The 18,940-nt window shown below is 69.8% G+C and carries 17 protein-coding genes; 8 read left to right on the top strand and 9 right to left on the bottom strand.

All coding sequences use genetic code 11. From position 1 onward, the window contains the following. Positions 1-223: 223 nt before the first annotated feature. The 6 genes from WG212_RS15775 to WG212_RS15750 form a co-directional block, all read right to left on the bottom strand. Positions 224-811 (bottom strand): DUF4126 domain-containing protein, encoded by a 588-nt coding sequence (locus WG212_RS15775; protein WP_337188067.1) that lies wholly within the window; start codon positions 809-811, stop codon positions 224-226. A gap of 15 nt (positions 812-826) precedes the next feature. Next, a complete protein-coding gene (locus WG212_RS15770) occupies positions 827-1,324 on the bottom strand; it encodes a DUF937 domain-containing protein (protein WP_337188066.1) in 498 nt (165 codons plus the stop codon). Between the two features lie 187 nt (positions 1,325-1,511). Continuing rightward, on the bottom strand, positions 1,512-1,997 hold the full coding sequence (locus WG212_RS15765; protein ID WP_337188065.1) for a hypothetical protein: 486 nt from the start codon (positions 1,995-1,997) through the stop codon (positions 1,512-1,514). Further along, positions 1,994-2,359: a hypothetical protein gene (locus tag WG212_RS15760; RefSeq protein ID WP_337188064.1), complete on the bottom strand. Its 366-nt coding sequence runs from the start codon at positions 2,357-2,359 to the stop codon at positions 1,994-1,996. Before WG212_RS15760 ends, WG212_RS15765 begins: the two co-directional genes overlap by 4 nt. A 266-nt stretch (positions 2,360-2,625) precedes the next feature. Then, a complete protein-coding gene (locus tag WG212_RS15755; RefSeq protein ID WP_337188063.1) occupies positions 2,626-2,757 on the bottom strand; it encodes a hypothetical protein in 132 nt (43 codons plus the stop codon). Between the two features lie 72 nt (positions 2,758-2,829). Next, positions 2,830-4,176, bottom strand: a complete 1,347-nt coding sequence (locus WG212_RS15750) for an LLM class flavin-dependent oxidoreductase (protein WP_337188062.1) — start codon at positions 4,174-4,176, stop codon at positions 2,830-2,832. 245 nt (positions 4,177-4,421) lie between these two features. Between WG212_RS15750 and WG212_RS15745 the strand changes: the two genes are divergently transcribed. Together WG212_RS15745 and WG212_RS15740 are read left to right on the top strand one after the other, a co-directional pair. Continuing rightward, positions 4,422-5,270: a CmcJ/NvfI family oxidoreductase gene (locus WG212_RS15745; RefSeq protein WP_337188061.1), complete on the top strand. Its 849-nt coding sequence runs from the start codon at positions 4,422-4,424 to the stop codon at positions 5,268-5,270. Positions 5,271-5,300: 30 nt separating this feature from the next. Beyond that, complete coding sequence (locus tag WG212_RS15740; protein ID WP_337188060.1) at positions 5,301-6,053, top strand: SDR family NAD(P)-dependent oxidoreductase; 753 nt, start codon at positions 5,301-5,303, stop codon at positions 6,051-6,053. 243 nt (positions 6,054-6,296) lie between these two features. Here WG212_RS15740 and WG212_RS15735 read toward each other — a convergent pair whose 3' ends face one another. After that, entirely contained in the window at positions 6,297-7,415 is a 1,119-nt protein-coding gene (locus tag WG212_RS15735; protein WP_337188059.1) for an NADH:flavin oxidoreductase, read from the bottom strand. A gap of 105 nt (positions 7,416-7,520) precedes the next feature. On the opposite strand from WG212_RS15735, the gene WG212_RS15730 reads away from it, so the two are divergent. Beyond that, positions 7,521-7,883, top strand: coding sequence for a helix-turn-helix domain-containing protein (locus tag WG212_RS15730; protein WP_337188058.1), 363 nt, complete (start codon positions 7,521-7,523; stop codon positions 7,881-7,883). 7 nt (positions 7,884-7,890) lie between these two features. Here WG212_RS15730 and WG212_RS15725 read toward each other — a convergent pair whose 3' ends face one another. Then, complete coding sequence (locus WG212_RS15725) at positions 7,891-8,991, bottom strand: AraC family transcriptional regulator ligand-binding domain-containing protein (RefSeq protein ID WP_337188057.1); 1,101 nt, start codon at positions 8,989-8,991, stop codon at positions 7,891-7,893. Positions 8,992-9,196: 205 nt separating this feature from the next. Between WG212_RS15725 and WG212_RS15720 the strand changes: the two genes are divergently transcribed. The 3 genes from WG212_RS15720 to WG212_RS15710 are packed head-to-tail and all read left to right on the top strand — an operon-like array spanning position 9,197 to position 13,535. Continuing rightward, on the top strand, positions 9,197-11,407 hold the full coding sequence (locus WG212_RS15720; RefSeq protein WP_337188056.1) for a TonB-dependent receptor plug domain-containing protein: 2,211 nt from the start codon (positions 9,197-9,199) through the stop codon (positions 11,405-11,407). Between the two features lie 8 nt (positions 11,408-11,415). Next, positions 11,416-12,615: a serine hydrolase domain-containing protein gene (locus tag WG212_RS15715; RefSeq protein WP_337188055.1), complete on the top strand. Its 1,200-nt coding sequence runs from the start codon at positions 11,416-11,418 to the stop codon at positions 12,613-12,615. A gap of 47 nt (positions 12,616-12,662) precedes the next feature. After that, a complete protein-coding gene (locus tag WG212_RS15710) occupies positions 12,663-13,535 on the top strand; it encodes an alpha/beta hydrolase (RefSeq protein ID WP_337188054.1) in 873 nt (290 codons plus the stop codon). A gap of 17 nt (positions 13,536-13,552) precedes the next feature. Here WG212_RS15710 and WG212_RS15705 read toward each other — a convergent pair whose 3' ends face one another. Further along, positions 13,553-14,896 (bottom strand): LLM class flavin-dependent oxidoreductase, encoded by a 1,344-nt coding sequence (locus tag WG212_RS15705; protein ID WP_337188053.1) that lies wholly within the window; start codon positions 14,894-14,896, stop codon positions 13,553-13,555. 457 nt (positions 14,897-15,353) lie between these two features. Here WG212_RS15705 and WG212_RS15700 point away from each other — a divergent pair, with 457 nt between their 5' ends. Further along, a complete protein-coding gene (locus tag WG212_RS15700) occupies positions 15,354-16,199 on the top strand; it encodes a TauD/TfdA family dioxygenase (protein ID WP_337188052.1) in 846 nt (281 codons plus the stop codon). A 120-nt stretch (positions 16,200-16,319) separates the two neighbouring features. Further along, a complete protein-coding gene (locus WG212_RS15695) occupies positions 16,320-18,899 on the top strand; it encodes a TonB-dependent receptor (protein ID WP_337188051.1) in 2,580 nt (859 codons plus the stop codon). The last annotated feature ends 41 nt before the right edge of the window (positions 18,900-18,940 follow it).

Raw genomic sequence — 18,940 nt, 5'->3', positions numbered from 1 at the left:
CAAGACCGTCACCGCACGATGGCCAGACGGCGACGCCCACGACTCCGCCTTCGTCATCCCCACCATGAAGTAGGCCGCGGGTGATGCCCAAGGCCTACGGGAACGTGACCGAGCGTCTGCTCAAGCTCGAACCCGGACGCTAATGCGGATGGTCCGCGTGCGCCGGTCCGATCGTCGGTCAACGTGAAGTCGCCCTGGGGCGCATCATCCTGAGCCGCGGGCCTTACCTGAACCAGGCCCGGAGGCCCGCCATGACCCGCCAGCCCAGGACCAGCAGGGCCGCCGCGACAATGACGAGGGCCAGCGCGACGACGCCTGCAACCGCGGGGGTGGTGAGCGCCAGCCACAGGCTGCCGAAACTGAGCACGTCCTCGGCCGTGCTGACCGCGACGTTGCTGGCCGGCTCGGGGCTGGTGTTGACGACCGCGCGGGCCCCGGCCTTTGCGCCGTGGCTGAGAAGGGCCGCGCTGCCGCCAAGGAGGAGGGACACCACCTGCCAAACAGGGTCGGAGGCGTCGACCACGGCCAGGGCCAGCAAAGCGCCGCCCACAGGACGAATGAGCGTGTGAACGCCGTCCCACAGGCTGTCGAGCCAGGCGATCTTGTCGGCGAACAGCTCGGCGAGCGCGCCAACGATCGCGACGCCGATGACCCAGGGGTTTCCCAGGGCTTCGAGGCCGTGGACCTGCGCGGGAAGCTGCAGCAATCCGAACCGCATCGCCAAGCCGGCCGCCGCGACGGTGGCGTAGAGCCGCCATCCGGCCAGAAGGCTCAAGCTCGCCGCGACGCCGATGAGCTGGAGCGGGTCCAAGCTGCCCTCGTGAGGTTACCGGCGCAGGAGCTTGCCCGCCATGCCGAGGATGTCGTTCAGCGGATCTCCGTCACCGTCCTGGTCGAGCAGGCTCAGCATGCCCGCGAGGCCGCCCTGCGCCGCCGGAGCCGCTCCCGCGCGGGGCGCGGCCAGGGCGCCCGCGCTCAGTGACGCCAGAAGCGGCAGGAGCGCCTTGAGCTGGTCGACGCCGATGCCCGTCGAGGTCGCGGCGTTGGCCGCCACGGTCCGGCTGACGTCCTTGGAGCCAAAGACCTGGCCCAGAATCTGGTTGCCCAGGTCGGGCGCAGCGCCGGCCGCAGTCGCGGGGGAGAGGCCCGCGAGCAGGCCGCCTAGGTCCGAATTGCCGGATTGCCGCTTCAACCCCCCGGCCAGCGCTGGAAGCAGCGCTGCCGCTGCGGCCCGTGACTGGGCCGGAGTGAGTCCGACCCGTGCGCCCACTTGTTCGATGGCGGCCGACCCCGCAGCCTGGCTGATGATGTCTAGAAGCGCCATGGTTGAACTCCTCCGTCGCGCCCCGACCGGCGCCTTTCCGTTACGCGTCAGATATTATCATCCAACGGCTCCGGCATCGCTACGCTTCATCCGAGATGCAAGCCTGACGACTTGGGCCGTCTATGTAGGTGTCGGTGACCCAGAGGAGCCGGCGCAGCCGCGAGGCGGCCCCTCGGTAGCATGTCCGTCAGAACAGCAGCCAGCCATGGGCCCCGGCCATGGCGCCGAAAACCGTCACCATGGCGAGCGTCAGCAGCACGACGTGGACGCGGTGCAAGGCGGCGAACGCCCGTTCCGGATCGCGCCGCGCCCAGGGCGGGAAATAGCGGTGCAGCACCAGGGGTTCGCCGACGAACAGGATCAGGAAGAACAGTGACCAGACAAACACCATCGCGTGCATCCACCAGAACCGGCCGTCCGCGAAACGGCTCCAGAGGTCCAGGCGGTCTGTCATGTAGAGGCCGGTGAGCCCGACCACGAGCACCGCCGTCCGGGCGTGCCAGACGAAGCGCCGCTCGATCGCCTGGAACGCCGCCAGGCGGTCGGGGCCCAGCGCGCCGCGCCGCATGGCCGGCAGCGCCACGGTGGTCGCCATCCACACGCCGCCGATCCAGACGACGACGCCCAGGACGTGCAGCACGCGCGCCAGCGCCAGGCCGTCGACGCCGGTCACGGCGCGGCCGCCTCGGGCGCAAGCGCCCCGTCCCCGACGAGGACGCCCTGGAGCAGGACGTCGTCCTTGCGCGCCGCGGCCCAGTGCTCCCCGCCTTGCGCCAGTACGACGATGATGCTGCCGGGACCGACGGCACGCTCGGCCGCCGCGTCCATGTCGCCGTCGCCCCAGGACAGGGCGCCCGAGAGCATGGTCAGCACCCGAACCCCGCCGCCTGCGCCGTGCGACGGCAGGACCTGGCCCAGCGCCGTGCCGGGCATGCTCCGGCCCGTGGCCGAGACCATCAGGGCGTCCAGCAACGACAGGGCGCACGGCCGGTCGAGCGACGGAGTGGTCGGCGAGCGAGCGAAGGAAGAAGGCATGAGCGGCCGCCAAATTACTACTGCAAGTCGCTCGCATATAATCCCGGGCAGCGAGGCCAGGTTTGTTCCAGCGCAAATCGCGTGACGATTGCCTGGCCGGCGGCGTCCTGGCCTTGCGCCGCCATCGCCGTCAGTGACGCGGGGCGCGGCTTCATGACGGCCTGAGCACGGCGTTGGAGATTTCCCTTCACCAGATCGGCCGCCTCGAACTCTTCCGGCCGCTTCCGGACGACGCGCTCGAGGCGTCCGCCAGTCGTCGTACCGCGTCAGGTACCAGAAGCCGTGCCGGGACCAGTGCGCGGGATCCTCGCGTCGCAGTCGGCCAGCGTCTCGGCTGGATCGTTCTCGAAGTCGTAGTCGTAGAGGTCGGGCGCCAGGGCGCCGCCGGCGATGGTCATGGCCGGTCTTCCTCCCCGTGCCGCGGACCCGCGATCTCGACCGCAGCGCGGGGCGGAAGTAAAGCCACGGCCCTATTCCGCGGCCGCCCGGGCCTCGGGGAAGAAGCGGTTGGCGGGCCGCGGCAGGCCCAGGTTCTCGCGCAGGGTCGCGCCCTCGTACTCGGCGCGGAACAGGCCCCGGCGCTGCAGCTCGGGGACCACCTTGTCGACGAAATCGTCCAGCCCCTCGGGCAGGTAGGGGAACATGATGTTGAAGCCGTCCGACGCTTCCTCGTCGAGCCACCGCTGCATCTCGTCGGCGATCGTCGCGGGCGTTCCGACGAAGGCCTGGCCGCCGTAGCTGCCGACCCGGGCGGCGAGCTGCCGGATGGTCAGGTTCTCGCGCCGGGCCATGGCGACGATGCGGGCGCGGCCGCTCTGGCTGGCGTTGGTCTCGGGGATGTCGGGCAGCGGCCCGTCGGGATCGAAGCCCGAGACGTCGTAGCCCAGGCCGCTGTTCAGCGACCCGATCCCGCTGTCGTAGTGGACCAGGCTGTCGAGCAGCGCCCGCTTCGCGCGCGCCTCGTCCACCGTGTCGCCCACGACGACCAGGGCGCCCGGCAGGATCTTGATCCCGTCGGGATCGCGCCCCGCCGCCCGGGCTCGGCCTTTCACGTCGGCGTAGAAGGCCTTGGCCGCCTCCAGGCTGCCGCCCGCGGCGAAGACCACCTCGGCCGTCTCGGCGGCGAGCTGGCGCCCGGCCTCGGAGGCGCCGGCCTGGATGATCACCGGCCAGCCCTGGACCGGGCGGGCGATGTTCAGCGGCCCGCGGACCGACAGGTGCCTGCCCTTGTGGGCGAGCACATGCATGCGCGCGGGATCGAAATAGACGCCGGCGTCCACGTCGCGCACGAAGGCGTCGTCGGCGAAGCTGTCCCACAGCCCCGTCACCACGTCGTAGAACTCGCGCGCGCGGCGATAGCGCTCGTCGTGGTCGACGTCCTCGTCCAGCCCGAAGTTCAGCGCCGCGTCGGGATTGGCGGTGGTGACGATGTTCCACCCGGCCCGGCCGCCCGAGATGTGGTCCAGCGACGCGAACCGGCGGGCGATGTGATAGGGCTCGTCATAGGTGGTGGACGCCGTCGCCATCAGGCCGATGCGCTCGGTCACGCCGGCCAGGGCCGACAGCAGGGTGAACGGCTCGAACGACGTCACCGTGTGGCTGCGCTTCAGGGCGTCGACCGGCATGTTGAGCACCGCCAGGTGGTCGGCCATGAAGAAGGCGTCGAACTTCCCGGCCTCCAGCTTCCGGATGAAGCGCTTCATGGCCGGGAAGTTGAAGTTGGCGTCGGGGATCGCGCCCGGATAGCGCCAGGCGCCGGTGTGGATGCTGACGGGGCGCATGAACGCCCCGAGCTTGAGTTGCTTGCGTCCGCTCATGGGGAGGTCCTCGCCAGGGTCGCTGTCTCAAGTATGAAGCCGGAAGGCCGATAGCCACCGCAGGGTTTCTGCAAGCGGACGACGGCCTTGCTGAACCCCATGATCGTGGGTGCAGGCCGGGGGAGCGCTTGTAGAAGTCCGGTGGCGATCGTCAGAAAAACTCATAGCCGTGCGACCGCCCCAGCTCTGTTGCGCCGCGTCGGCCCGCCCATATCGAAGGCAAGGATCGCAACAGCAGGTGACTCATGGCCGCGACCGCCGCCCTCGCCCGGGATCCCGCCCCGCTCCGCGAGGTGGACGCCACGCTGGGGTTCACCCGGCGCAGCGATGAGACCCTCTACACCTACGCCTACGACCCGCCGGTGGGGCAGCCGCGGACCAACGTGGAGCCCGACGAGCGCCAGGTCCGGATCGCCGACGCGCGCCCGGTCGCCGATACGCTCTCGCTGGACGTCGAGGGCTTCGCGCTGGTGCGCCACCGGACCGCCGTCCGCGACTTCTGGGACGAGGCGCAGACCCTGGCGCTGGGCCATCCCGAGGCGGCCGGGATCGTGAAGGCGGCGACGGGGGCGTCCCGCGTCGTCGTCTTCGACCACACGCTCCGGCGTCGCCTTTCAGGAACCGAGGACCGCACCGCGGGCCTGCCGCGGCAGCCGGCGGGCCGCGTCCACGTCGACCAGACGCTGGCGTCCGGACCGCAGCGGATCCGCGACCTGATGGGCGACGAGGCCGAGGCCCTCCTGCGCAAGCGCAACGCGATCATCAACGTCTGGCGGCCGATCGCCCGGACGGCGCGCGACTGGCCGCTCGCCCTCGGCGACGCCTCCAGCATCGCGCCGGAGGACCTGTTGCCGTCCGAGCTGCGCTTCCCGCACAGGACGGGCGAGATCTACCTCGTGGCCCACAATCCGGCCCAGCGGTGGCTCCACATCCCCGATCTCGCGCCGGACGAGGCCCTGCTCATCAAGTGCTGGGACTCCGCCGAGGGCGTCGCCCGCTTCGCGCCGCATGGGGCCTTCGAGGACCCGACCACGCCGCCGGGCGTCCCGCCGCGCGAGAGCATCGAGTTCCGGACCATCGCCTTCTTCGACTGACGGACGCCGACGCAACGGCGAGGAGACCCCATGTCCAGCCCATCCCTGCCCGGCGGTCCTTCGGGCAGCGTCCTGGTCGTCGGCGTCGGCTCCGAACGGGGCCTGGGCGCGGCCATCGCGCGGCGGTTCGCCCGCGAGGGCTTTCCGGTCGTCGTCGCCGGGCGAAACGCGGCGAAGCTGGAGGCCACGGCCGACGCCTTCCTCGCCGAAGGTGTCCAGGTCACGGCGGTGGTCGGCGACGCCTCCCGGGCCGAGGACGCCCGCCGCTTCGTCGAGGCCGCCCAGGCCCTGGCCCCGCTGGCGGCGGCGGTCCACAATGCCGGGAGCAACCGGCCTGCGCCGTTCCTCGACCTGACGGAGGCGGAGTTCGAGGCCCACTGGCGCGAGCACGCCCTGGGCGGCTTCCAGGTCGCCCAGGCGGCCCTGCCCGCCCTCCTCGAACGCGACGGCGGCAGCCTCTTCTTCACCGGCGCCAGCGGCAGCCTTCGGGGCAAGGCCAACTTCGCGCCCTTCGCCGCCGCCAAGGGCGCCCTGCGCAACCTCTCGCAGAGCCTGGCGCGCGAGTTCGGCCCGCGGGGCGTGCACGTCGCCCATGTGGTGATCGACGGCGGGATCGAGGGCGAGCGGCTGCTGTCGCGCGTCCCGCACCTGAAGGACCAGCGCGGGCCTGACGGCCTCCTGAACATCGACGCGATCGCCGAGGCCTACGTCACCCTGCATCGCCAGCACCGGAGCGCCTGGACCCTGGAACTGGACCTGCGCCCCTGGGCGGAGACCTTCTAGCGGCGCCCGCGTCGTCCCCGCCTGGTACGCTTGGCGGCGGTCGCGCAGGGCCGCGGCCATGAAGCATCATCGCGACGGCGCCGAGCAGATCGGGTTCGAGAAGCCGGACGTCCTGCGGCGTGAGGTTCCGGACAGATCTCCTGGCGCTCATGATCCACGGCTCCATGCGCTGTCGATGCAACTATATCCTATAAATCTTATAGGATATAGGCGCCGCCGAACCAACGCACGAAACCCCGACCTTCACGCCAGTTCGGCGAGCGTGGCGGGAGAGAACCCCTGCAGCTCCTGCACCCGGCCGGCGACCACCTTGGGCAGCCAGGCAGGATCGGCCAGCAGAGCCCGGCCCACGGCGACGAGGTCGAATTCCTCGCGATCCAACCGGCGCAGCAGGTTCTCCAGACCGGTGGGGCTGGATGTCTCGCCGCCGAAGGCGCCGAGGAAATCGCCGGAAAGCCCGACCGAACCCACCGTGATCGTCGCCGCGCCCGTCAGCTTCTTGGCCCAGCCGGCGAAGTTGAGGCCGTGTTCGCCGTCGATCTCCGGGAATTCCGGCTCCCAGTAGCGGCGCTGGGAGCAATGCAGAACGTCGATGCCCGCCTCGACGAGCGGCGCCAGCCAGTCGGTCATGAGGGCCGGCGTCTCTGCCAACCGGAAAGCGTAATCCTGCTGCTTCCACTGGCTGACCCGCAGGATCAGGGGGAAGTCCGGCCCGACGGCGGTGCGGACGGCGGCCACGACCTCGGCGGCGAACCGCGCGCGCTGCTTCAGGGTCGCGCCGCCGAAGCGGTCGGCGCGTCTGTTGGTGCCCTGCCAGAAGAACTGGTCGATCAGGTAGCCGTGGGCGCCATGCAGTTCGACCGTGTCGAAACCCAGCCGCTTCGCGTCGGCGGCGGCGCGGGCGAAGGCGGCGACGGTGTCGGCGATGGATTCCTCGGTCATGGTCTCCCCCCGAGCAGCGTCGGGCGCCGCCAGCCCGGAGGGGCTCTCGATCGGGTCGGGCGGGGTCCAGTCGACTCCAGGCGCCGCAACCGACCCCACGTGCCAGATCTGCGGGCCCATCCGGCCCCCTGCGGTGTGGACGTCGTCGATCACGCGGCGCCAGCCGTCGAGGGCGGAGCCGTGGAAGAACGGGATGCCGGGGCTGTTCCGCGCCGCCGGCCGATCGATCACCGTGCCTTCGGAGAGGATCAGGCCCACGTCGTGCTCGGCGCGCCGACGGTAGTAGGCCGCCACGTCCTCGCCGGGCCGGCCGTCGGGAGAGAAGTTGCGCGTCATCGGCGCCATGACGACGCGATTGCGCAGGTCCAGCGACCGGATGCGGAAGGGGGAGAGAAGGGGGGCGAGGGGCGTCTGTGTCATGGCGGCTTCCGGATGTGAGGACGAAACGCCGTAGACAGGTATATGATGTATACCTGGGATCAAGAAGGCACTATAAGTAGCTCAGGTATATATGAGGACACCTGCATGCCGGACGGGTCCGAAACGGTCTTCAAGGCGGACTGCCCCAGTCGCGCCATACTGGACCAGGTGGCCGACAAGTGGTCGGTGATCATCCTGGGCGCGCTCTGCGATCGCCCCCTGCGGTTCAACGAACTCCGCCGCCGGATCGACGGCGTCACCCAGCGGGCGCTGACGCAGGCCCTGCGCCGGCTGGAGCGCAACGGCATCGTGACGCGGACGGTCGCGCCCGGCCCGCCGGTGGCGGTCTCCTATGCGCTCACCCCGCTCGGCCGGACCCTGGAAGAGCCTTTCGCGGCGCTCTACGCCTGGACCCTGAAACACCTCCCGGAGCTGGAGGCGGCGCAACGCCGCTTCGACGCGCCCTGAGGCGCGTTCAGGCGACCTCCTCGCGCCGCAGCGCGGCCAACAGTGCGCCGGGCGCGCCGCCGGGGAGCGGCGTCTCGGCTTCTCGCAGTTCGGCGATGCCCAGGCCGGTCGCGCTCTTCAGGGCGCGTCGGAAGCTGCGACCGTCGGAGTAGCCGAGCGCTTCGGCCAGGTCTTCGACCCCGCCCCCGGCCAGGAGGTGAGGCCGCGCCCGCGCGACCAGCGCGGCCCGGCGCAGCCGCCGGAAGCTTGCGCCCTCGAGCCAGAGCCCGCGGCGCAGCTCGCCGGGCGTGAGCCCCAGCGCCTGCGAGCAGTCGTCGAACGGTCGGTCGCGGTCGAGCAGGCTGCGGTAGACCTCGCCCGACAGGTTGTCGGCGTCCTCGGCTGCGAGCGCGCCGCCGCGCGCCTCGGCGTGGCGTGCGATCCAGGCGAATTCACCTTCGAGCCGCGGCAGGTTGCCGACGGGGGCCCGGCACGGAAAGGCCAGGTAGTCGGCCGGGAAGGCGAAGCCGGTGACGTTGGATCTGACGACCAGGCCGAGCAGATAGGGATGTTCCCCGCCCAGCCGGGGGTGTCGGGGCGAGGTGGTCCCGAACCGGCTTACCGGCAACATGAAGCCCAGCAGATGAGAGAGCTGGATATGGAGGAAGGTCATGAACATCTCCTCCACGACCGGCTGGGTCTGGAGGTCGTCGCTGTCGGAGCGGATGAGAAGGCTGGCGACGCCGTCGTCGGTGCGCAGTTCCAAGCGGCAGTAGGCGCCGGCGATCACGAAGAAGCGCGCGGCCGTCGCGATGGCTTCCTCAAGATTGCGCGACGTCGCCATCGCGCGGACCACCATGTTGGCGGTGCCCGGCAGCATCCGGCTGCGGGCCGCCCCGTGCATCTCGTCCTCGACGGCGTTGATGATCAGCCGGCACATCAGGAGGAACTCGGCAGGATCCAGCGGCGCGCCGTCGTCCACCAAGCCGTCGCCGGTCCGGATCCCATCCTCGGCCAGCCGCGGTCGGACATCGCAGCCGGCAATCGCCGTCAGCTTGGCGGTGCGGCCGATCCAGCCGAAGGGCAGGGCGTTCGCCTGCGGATTTGAGCTCGCCAGCCGTCCCGCCACGTGTCCGTCTCCGCCGCCGCGTGCGCGCCGCGAGGGTGGGATGCGGCCGTGGCGGCGTCAAGCCGAGGCGATTTCGTGGACACTTCGGGAAGGAACTGTCCTCTCGCCGGCCAGAACCTGTCCTCGACCGTGCCGGAGTTCGAACGGAAAACCCGGCCGAAGCAGCGGCGCCGAGATCGCTGCCAGGACCTCCAGGGGGAAACACATGCTCTCGTTCTTGCGCACGACCGTCTCTCGCGCGGTGCTCGCCGCCGTCATCTGGCCCGCGGCCGCGTTGGGTCAGACGCCGGAACGCACCGACGATGCGCGGATCGAAGAGGTGGTCGTCACGGCCCTGCGCCGCGAAACCACGCTGCAGAGTGTTCCGCAATCCATCGCTGTCCTGAACGGGGAGACCCAGCGCGAGCGCGGCCAGCAGCGGCTGGAGGATCTGCAGACCAGCGTGCCGAACGTCAGCTTCACCAACACGAGCAACTCGTCGCAACTCTACATCCGCGGCGTCGGCAACACCTTCATCAACGCCGGTGGCGACCCGGGCGTAGCCTTCTACCAGGACAACGCCTACGTCTCCGACCAGCGGACGACCAACACCAGCATGTTCGACGTCCAGCGGGTGGAGATCCTGCGGGGACCCCAGGGCGCGCTCTATGGACGCAACGCCGTGGGGGGCGCCGTCAACGTGATCTCCGCGAGGCCGACGGCGGCGTCAGAGGGCCGGGTCGACGCGGTGGTCGGCGACTATGGGCGGCTCGAAAGCGAGGGGTATGTTTCCGGGCCTCTCGGGGCCGGCCCCCTGGCGGGGCGGCTTTCGTACCAGGTGCGCAAGCTGGACGGCTATGTGAAGAATCAGCTCGGCGGACGGCCCGGCGCGCCGGAGCGTTTCGACGATCAGGACAGCTATGCGGTCCGCGGTCAGCTCTCGGCCGACCTTCCGGGCGACGGGCGCCTGAACCTTCTGGCGTCGTGGTACCGCGAGGATCCGGCCGGGCCGTCGCTGGCCGTCGTGACGACGCCCGGCTTCATCTACCCGGCCCAGGCGTTGTTCGGCCAGGTCCCCACCGACGACCCCCGCTCGATCAAGGCCACCGTAGGCTCGACCGAGCTGGAAGTGGCGACCTTCAACGTAGGACTGGTGCAGCCGGTCGGACGTAATACGCTCACGGCGACGCTCAACTATCGCGACGGCGTGCAGGACTTCCTGAACGACTGCGACGGGGTCGAGGCTGAGGCCTGCCGCTACTCCACCCACACCAGCAGCCAGGACTACTACGCCGAGGTCTATCTCGCCTCGCCGGGCGAGGATCGCGTGCGCTGGATCGCCGGGGCGTCCTATGTGCGCTTCAACCAGTCCCAGAACGTCCAGGTCCCCTGGCAGACGCAGGCGGCCTATCTCGCGCCGGGGGTTCCGACCGACGTGCCGTTCTTCATCCACTACAACGGCGGCGGCAAGCTCGATGTGGAGTCGTTCTCCGCCTACGCGGACGTCCGGGTGGCCCTGAACGAGGTTTGGGCGCTGTCGGGCCAGATCCGCTACAGCGAGACGACCAAGCGATCGCGCGAGTACCAGTTCATCCCGTCCTTCGGTGTGAACGTCACCGGATTCCAGAACCGCCTGAAGAACAGCCATACGCCGTTCAAGCTGGCGATCGAAGGCAAGGTGGCGCCCGACGTCCTCGTCTATGCGAGCTACGCGACCGCCAACAAGGACGGGGCCATCAACATCGGCGCCCTGCAGGCGTCGCCAGTCAGGTCCGAAGAGGTCCAGACCTGGGAGATCGGCGAGAAGGCGTCCTTCTTCGACCGTCGTCTGCAGGTGAACGCCGCGGTCTTCTCCAGCCAGTACGACAACCTCCAGATCAGCCAGGTGATCGGGACGATCGCGGCCCTGGCGAATGCGCCCAAGTCGACCATCCGGGGCGCCGAACTGGACGTGGTGGCGCAGCCCGCCACGGGGCTCCGGTTCGGCCTGGGCGTCGGCTACCTGGACGGAGAGTTCGACGAGTTCGTCAACAGCCGGACGATCCCGGGTCCGCTTCCGGCGCCGCCCTCCGACCTCTCGGGCACCCAGGTCCCGAACATCTCCAGATGGTCGGTGAACCTCGATGCGCAGTACCGCTTCACGCCGGCGGCGGGCTACGAGCTCACCCTGGGCGCGCAGTATGCATGGCGCTCCCGCGTCTACTTCAACGAGTTCAACGACCTGAACAATTCCCAGGGAGCCGGCGGAATCGTCAACCTGTCGGCCGCCCTGGCGCCCGAGGGCGGGCGCTGGCGGGTCTACGGGTACGTGAGCAACCTGTTCGACCGAACCTACCAGCTCGGGACGACCATCTACTCGGGTCTCCTGGGCGCCGAGAAGGCCGTGAACTACGCCCCGCCGCGCAATGTGGCGGTGGGCCTGTCCTACACCTTCTGAGGCGCGGGATGACGCAGATCCATGGGCACTGCGCGCCGCCGTTCGCGGCGGTGCGCGAAGCGTTCGAGCGGAACTTCGCCGAGCACGGGGAGCGCGGCGCCGCCGTGGCCGTCCGATACCGGGGCGAACTGGTGGTCGATCTCTGGGGGGGAGACGCGGACGCCGCGGGGCGACCGTGGGGCCGCGACACGCTGGCGGTGGTGTTCTCGACCACAAAGGGGCTTGCGGCGATCTGCCTGCATATCCTCGCCGACCGGGGCCTCGTCGCGTTCGATGCGCCGGTGGCCCGCTACTGGCCCGAGTTCGCCGCGCGGGGGAAGGCCGGGATCACGGTGGCGATGGCCCTGAGCCACCAGGCCGGCCTGCCGGTGTGGCAGGCGCCGCTGCCGCAGGACGCCTTGCTGAACTGGGACCTCGCCGCGCGGCGCCTGGCCGACGAGGCGCCGCTGTGGGAGCCCGGGACGGCCCACGGCTATCACGGCCTGACCATCGGCTGGCTGGAGGGCGAACTGGTGCGGCGCGTCACGGGACGGACCATCGGCGCCTTCTTCCGCGAGGAGGTGGCGGCCCGCCTGGGCGCCGACGCCTGGATCGGCCTGCCGGCGGCGGAACATCACCGCGTGGCCGACATGGAGCTGCCTGCGGCGGACCCGGCGTCCGATTTCTTCCGCAAGGTGGTCGGGGAGCCGGACTGGTACGGAGCCAAGCTGGTGACCAACGACGGGGGAGACATCGCCGGCGTAAACGGCGCGCCGCGCCGCGCGATGGAGCACCCCTCCGCCGGCGGGATCGCCAACGCCAGGGCGCTCGCCCACATCTATGCGCCGCTGTCGCTGGACGGCGCCCTGGGTGACGTGCGTCTGGTGAGCGCCGACCGGCTTCCGGGGATGCGCAACACCCGCTCGGCCTCCGGGTGCGACCTGATCCTGCGGCTGCCCACCACATTCACCCTGGGTTTCTCCAAGAGCTGGGGCGCGCGCGGCCTGGGGCCGGGCAACCACGTGATCCTGGGCGAGCACGCCTTCGGGACGCCGGGTTTCGGCGGCAGCCTCGGCTTCGCGGACGGGGAGGCGGGACTGGCGTTCGGCTATGTGATGAACCGGATGGGCGGAGGGGTCGGTCTCAACGACCGGGGGCAAGGCCTGGTCGACGCCGCCTATCGGTCGGTGGGGTATCGTACATCCGAGCCGGGCTTCTGGGTGCGATGAGCCAGCCGGTGCGGCGCCTGCCGGGGCGGGGCCTAGAACGCCGGAGGGTGGCGCTCGCCACGGGCGTCGGCCTCGACGTCACGCTCGGAGGACCCGAAGGCGCGCCGCCCATCCTCTTCCTGCACGGCTTTCCCGAGTCGGCGCGCACCTGGCGCCACCAGCTTGCCGATCTTGCGCGTGAGTATCGGGTCGCCGCGCCCGACCAGCGCGGCTACGCGGGTTCGGACAAGCCGTCGGAGATCGCCGACTACTCGGTGGACCGCCTCGTGGCCGACGTCTTCGCGCTGGCCGACGCCCTGGGTTTTGGCCGGTTCGTCCTAGCCGGCCACGACTGGGGCGGGGCGGTGGCCTGGGCGGCGGCCCTGCGTGATCCCGGCCGGCTTCGCGGCCTGGTCATCGCGAACGCGCCTCATCCCTATGTCTTCCAGGACCGGCTCTGGCGCGACCGGGCCCAGCGTGAGGCGTCGCAGTACATCAGCGCCTATCGAAGCCCCGGCGCAGCCGCGGCGATCCGGGCGCGGGGCCTCGAAAGGTTCCTGGACGAGGCGTTGGCCCCGCACCTGCCGCCGGGCCGGCTGACGGCCGCCGACCGGAGGGCCTATGTCGAGGAATGGTCACGTCCCGGCGCCCTGGAAGCCATGCTGAACTGGTATGCGGCCAGCCCGGTGGTCGTGCCGCCGGCCGACGATCCCGGCCCGCGGCCCGCCTGGCTCGCACGGGCCTTCCCCCAGGTCGCCGCGCCGGTCCTGGTGATCTGGGGCCGGCGGGACCGCGCCCTGCCGCGCGCGCAACTGGCCGACCTGCCGGCGCACGCGCCCGACCTGACGATCCGCGAGGTGGACGCCGGCCACTTCGTCACCTGGGAGCGGCCGGAGCCGGTGACGGACGCCATCCGGACTTTCCTGACGCGCCTCGCCTGAGGGCGGCGGCCCCGCTCTCAGGCGACCGCGCGGCCGGTGCGGGCGAGGGTGTGGCGGTTGGGCGGCGCGTCCAGGCCCAGGCTGTCGCGGAAGGTGAGGCCCTCGTAGTCCTCGCGGAAGATTCCGCGGGCCTGCAGGATCGGCACGACCTGCTCCACGAACGCGGCGAACTGACCGGGCAGCGACTGCTGGACGACGAAGCCGTCGCTGGCGCGCGTGTCCAGCCAGGCCTGGAACTTGTCGGCGACCTGCTCGGGCGTTCCGGTGAAGTCGCCCCTGGGCGTGGCGAAGCGCAGGGCGACCTGGCGCAGGGTGAGCGTCTCGCGCTGCAGCGCCTGGGCGATCTTCTGGGTCGAAGACTGCTGGCTGTTGAGGCCGAGAGCGATCACGTCCGGGAAGGGGGCGTCGGGATCGTACTGGTTGAAGTCGTGGTCGTTGAAGCTTCGGCCCAGCATCCGCAGCGCCGATTCCAGGGAGACCAGGCCGGCGCGTTCCTCCCACTTCGCCTGGGCCTCGGCTTCGGTGCCGCCGACGATCGGCGAGACGGCGGGCAGGATGAACAGGTCGTCGGGGTCGCGGCCGAATCCCGCGGCGCGCGCCTTGACATCGGCGTAGTAGGTCCGCGCCTCGTCGATGTTCCCGTGTCCGACGAAGATGGCGTCGGCCCGGCGCGCGGCGAAGCTGCGCCCGTCCTCGGACGCGCCGGCCTGGAAGATGACGGGCTGGCCCTGGCGGGAGCGGGCGATGTTCAGGGGGCCCTTCACCGACAGGAACTCGCCCTTGTGGTTCAGGGCGTGCAGCTTGGCGGGATCGAAGAAGACGCCGCTCTCCTTGTCATGGACCAGGGCGTCGTCCTCCCAGCTGTCCCAGAGGCCCTGGACGACGTCGAGGTGCTCGGCGGCCAGGCGATAGCGGACGTCGTGGGCCAGGTGCTCCTCCTTGCCGAAGTTGGCGGCGGAGCCTTCGAGCCACGAGGTGACGACGTTCCAGCCGGCGCGGCCGCCGCTGATGTGATCGAGCGAAGCGAGCTGCCGGGCCAGGTTGAACGGCTCGGTATAGGTGACCGATACGGTGGCCACGAGCCCGATATGCTCGGTCACGGCGGCCAGGCCGGAGAGGATCGTCAACGGCTCGAACCGGTTGAGGTAGTGCGGGCTGGAGCGCTCGTTGATCGACAGGCTGTCGGCGATGAACACGAAGTCGAACCGGCCCCGCTCGGCAAGTCGGGCCGCGTCGCGGTAGTAGGCGAAATCGGTGCTGGCGCCGGGCTGGGCGTCGGGGTGGCGCCAATCGGTCCAGGTGCGCCCCGCTCCCTCGATCATGTGGCCCAGCTTGAGTTGGCGGCGGCGCGTGGTCGGCATGGCTCGGTTCCCGTCTTGGCCGCCGGCGTTTAACGCGACCTCGACGGACACTGAAACGAGCATTCCAAATACAGCTTATGACTTCTGATCATCTTGTCGTTCGAACTGACCTGCCAAGGCTGGAGAGTGAAAGAAAATCTGACACCGTATCGCGGCTCGAACGCACGAAAATGAAAGATTTTTCAGTGGATCGGGAAGGCGTTTCCATATCGGATATATGAGAGAGGCTAAATCCGGATGGCCCTTGGTGTGCATCGCGAAGCGTCTCCGCCGAGAGGAGATGTGGTGAATATCATGACGGATTCTCATAATAGATTTGGTAGAAAACCCTCATATTTGATTGTAAGATATACAAATAGCTAAATAAATTCTCAGAATTACTAAGTGGCCGGGACGGGCCATGTTCGATTTTTTCTGCGCCTCCGACGGCCGCCGCCGTCCAGCGAGGAGAACGGACATGACTGTCGCCACATTGGAACGGGCCGCGACCGTGGGCCTGACGGTGCAACTGCTGAATCCGACCATCGGGGCGGAGGTCGCGGGCGTCGACCTGGCGCAGCCGCTGACGACCGACGTCCGCGAGGCCCTGAAGGCGCTGTTGCTGCGCCACAAGGTGCTGTTCTTCCGCGATCAGGAGATCACCCGCGACCAGCAGGTGGCGTTCGCGCTGAACTTCGGCGAGCTCTACGCCCACCCGACCGGCGGCACCGACACCCATCGGGTGATCCAGCCCATCGCAGCCGAGAACTTCAAGAAGTACGACGCCCGCGAGAGTCACTGGCACACCGATACGAGTTGGCGGATCGATCCGTCGTTCGGGGCGGTGCTGCGAGCGGTCGACATCCCGGATGTTGGCGGCGACACGATCTGGGCGGACGGCGGCGCCATCTACCGCGGCCTGCCCGAGGACCTGAAGGCGCGGATCGACGATCTCTATGTGATCCACGACTACCAGGACGCCCTGCGCCGCTCGGGCGTACGCTATCCCTTGGTGGCCCATCCGATCGTGCGGACCCATCCGGAGACGGGCGAGGACATCTTCTGGGTCAACTACAGCCTGAAGCCCCGCATCGTGGGCCTGGATGGCGCCGAGAGCGAGGCCCTGCTGGCCAGGCTCTATGACGAGGTGAAGCGGCCCGAGCATCACGCCCGCTTCCGCTGGCGCAGGAACTCGGTCGCCTTCTGGGACAACCGCGCCGGCCTGCATTACGCCGTGCGCGACTACGGCGACTATCCGCGCGTGATGGAGCGCGTGCTGATCGCCGGCGACGACATTCCCCATCGCATCAGGCCTTCCGCCTGAGCGGATGGCGGCGCCGGGCGTTCCCTCCTTCCGGCCGGCGCCGCCGTCAATTTCCGCGCGTTCCGAGGCCCCAGTCTGCGCGGCCGAGACGGTGCGCCTGACCCTTCCAAGAGACCGATCATGATCCGCATCCCAGGCGCCCGCGTACGGCGTCCCCTTCGTCCTGTCCGGCTTCGCCCTTTCCTGGGTTCCGCGGCATCGATCCTGGCGTTGGCCCTGGCCGCGCCGGGGCGCGCCGCCGATGTCGCCGACGCCGCGGCCACCGTCGCCGACAGCAGTTCCGACCTCGATGCGGTGATCGTGACCGGCACGCGCGGCGGCGTGCGGCGCACCGTTCTGGAGAGCCCCGCGCCCATCGACGTGCTGAGCGGCGCCCAACTCGCCGAGAGCGGCAAGATCGGCCTGAAGGAGACCCTGAACAACCTGCTGCCGTCGTTCAACCTGCCGGGCATCAACGGCGGCGGTACGTCCTGGACCGTGCGGGCGATCACGTTGCGCGGGCTGCACGGCGATCAGGCGCTGTTCCTGGTCAACGGCAAGCGGCGCCATACCACTTCGCTGATCAACAACCTGGCGCGGGTGGGTCGGGGCGGCGTGCCGGTCGATCTGGACATGATCCCCTCGGCGGGCATCGAGCGGATCGAGGTGCTGCGCGACGGGGCGGCGGCGCAGTACGGCTCGGACGCCATCGCCGGCGTCGTGAACATCATCCTGAAAGGGCGCAGCGAGGGCGGGTCCGTGGTCGCCCAGGTGGGGCAGAACTACCTCGGCGACGGCGAGGCGGCGAGCGTCGCGCTGAACTACGCCCGTCCGCTCGGGTCCTCGGGCGGTTTCATCGACTTCGGCCTCAACTGGAAGAACACCTGGCGGGCGACCCGCTCACGGCCTTCCCAGGCGGCCTTCATCTATCCGGCCATCGCCCCCGGCGTCCCCGACCCGCGCGACGCCGCGGTCGACCGCTATCAATGGGGCCGTACCTATGGGCCGGGCCAGGAGCAGATCGTGGCGGCGTCCTACAACGCCGAGCTGCCGCTGGAGAACGGGGCGACCTTCTATTCCTTCGGCACCTTCAGCTACCGCTCATCGCACAAGAACACCGGCAGTTTCCTGCCCAACAACACGGTCCGGCCCAACACCACGACGGCCCTGCCCGAACTGTATCCCGAGGGCTTCGCCGCCTTCCGCCGGATCACCCAGCCCGACGGCCAGGTGGCGGCAGGCCTGCGCGGCGAGGCCCGGGGCTGGAGCTGGGATATCTCGACCACGGGGGCGCGGGATCACGCGATCCTCGACGGCTACAGCACGCTCAACGCCACCCTGGGGCCGTCCAGCCCGACGGACTTCCATCTGTCGAGCCACGTCTTCGACCAGTGGACCACCAATCTCGACGTCAGCCACGACTACGACGTGGGCCTCTTCTCGCCGCTTACGGTGTCCCTGGGCGCCGAGCACCGCTACGAGCGGTTCGTCATCAAGGCCGGCGATCCCGAGGGCTATGTGATCGGCCCCTATGTGATCCCGGCAGGCCAGCCGTTCGCCGGGCGGCCGCCGGCTCCGGGCCTGTCCTCCTATGCCGGCACGACGCCCGACGACGCCGGGAAGATCCGCCGGCACAGCTTCGCCGCCTATGTGGATGTCGGCGCGAACGTCACTTCCAACTGGTACCTCGGCGCCGCTGGACGGTATGAGCGCTACACCCAGAACGTGGGCGACACCCTGAGCGGCAAGCTCTCCACGCGCTGGGAGTTCGCGCCGGGCTATGCGCTGCGGGCCACCGTCTCCAACGGGTTCAGGGCGCCGTCGCTGGCCCAGACCATCTTCGCTTCGTCCACGTTCACCACGATCCAGTGCCCGCCGCCCTCGGGCGTGGTGGCCAACTGCATCCCCGGACAACCGTTCGTCTCGACGCCCACCAAGGTGCTGCCCACGTTCAGCCCGGCGGCCATCGCGCTGGGCGCGCAGACGCTGAAGCCCGAGACGTCGCTGAACTACAGCGTAGGCTTCACGGCCCAGCCGGCGCCGCGCCTGCGTCTGACGGTGGACGCCTACCAGATCGACATCGACAAGCGGATCATCGACACGGGCACCATCCGCGGCCCCGTGGTGGGCCAGATCCTGGCGGACAATGGCCTGCCCAGCGACCTGTCGGTCTCGTACTACACCAACGCCGTCGATACGCGGACGCGCGGCGTGGACGTGGTGGCCGAGTACGGCGTGGGCCTGGGCGACTATGGCGACCTGCGCCTGAACGCGGCCTATGCCTACACCAAGACCAGGATCACCGACATCCAGGCGACGCCGGCGGTTCTGGCGAACCTGGGCTACGCCCTGATCGACCGGACCAAACAGGCCGACCTCACCGTCGGCCAGCCCCGGCACAAGCTGTCGCTGTCGGCCAACTGGACGCTGGGGCCCTGGACGGTGGTCGCGCGCCAGACCCGCTACGGCCGCTACACCGAGGCGGGCGCCCAGGCCGTCAATGACCGGACCTATAGCGCCAAGTGGGTCGCCGACCTCGACATCGCCTACGACATCGACGACGCCACCACCCTCGCGATCGGCGCCAACAATCTGTTCGACGAGCACCCGGACAAGATCGGCATCGTCAATCCGGACACGGGTTCAGGGCAGTTCGGCAGCTTCTCGCCGTTCGGGATTACCGGAGGCCACTACTATGTGCGCGTCAGCCGGCAGTTCTGAGCCGGCTCGCGCGCCGCTTCCGACGCTGCAAGCGGCGCCAG

This window comes from Phenylobacterium sp. (assembly GCF_037189685.1).
In the GTDB taxonomy this organism is placed as follows: Bacteria; Pseudomonadota; Alphaproteobacteria; order Caulobacterales; family Caulobacteraceae; genus Phenylobacterium.
Note: the sequence above shows the minus strand (reverse complement) of the source record. Positions and strands in the feature narration are given on the sequence as shown.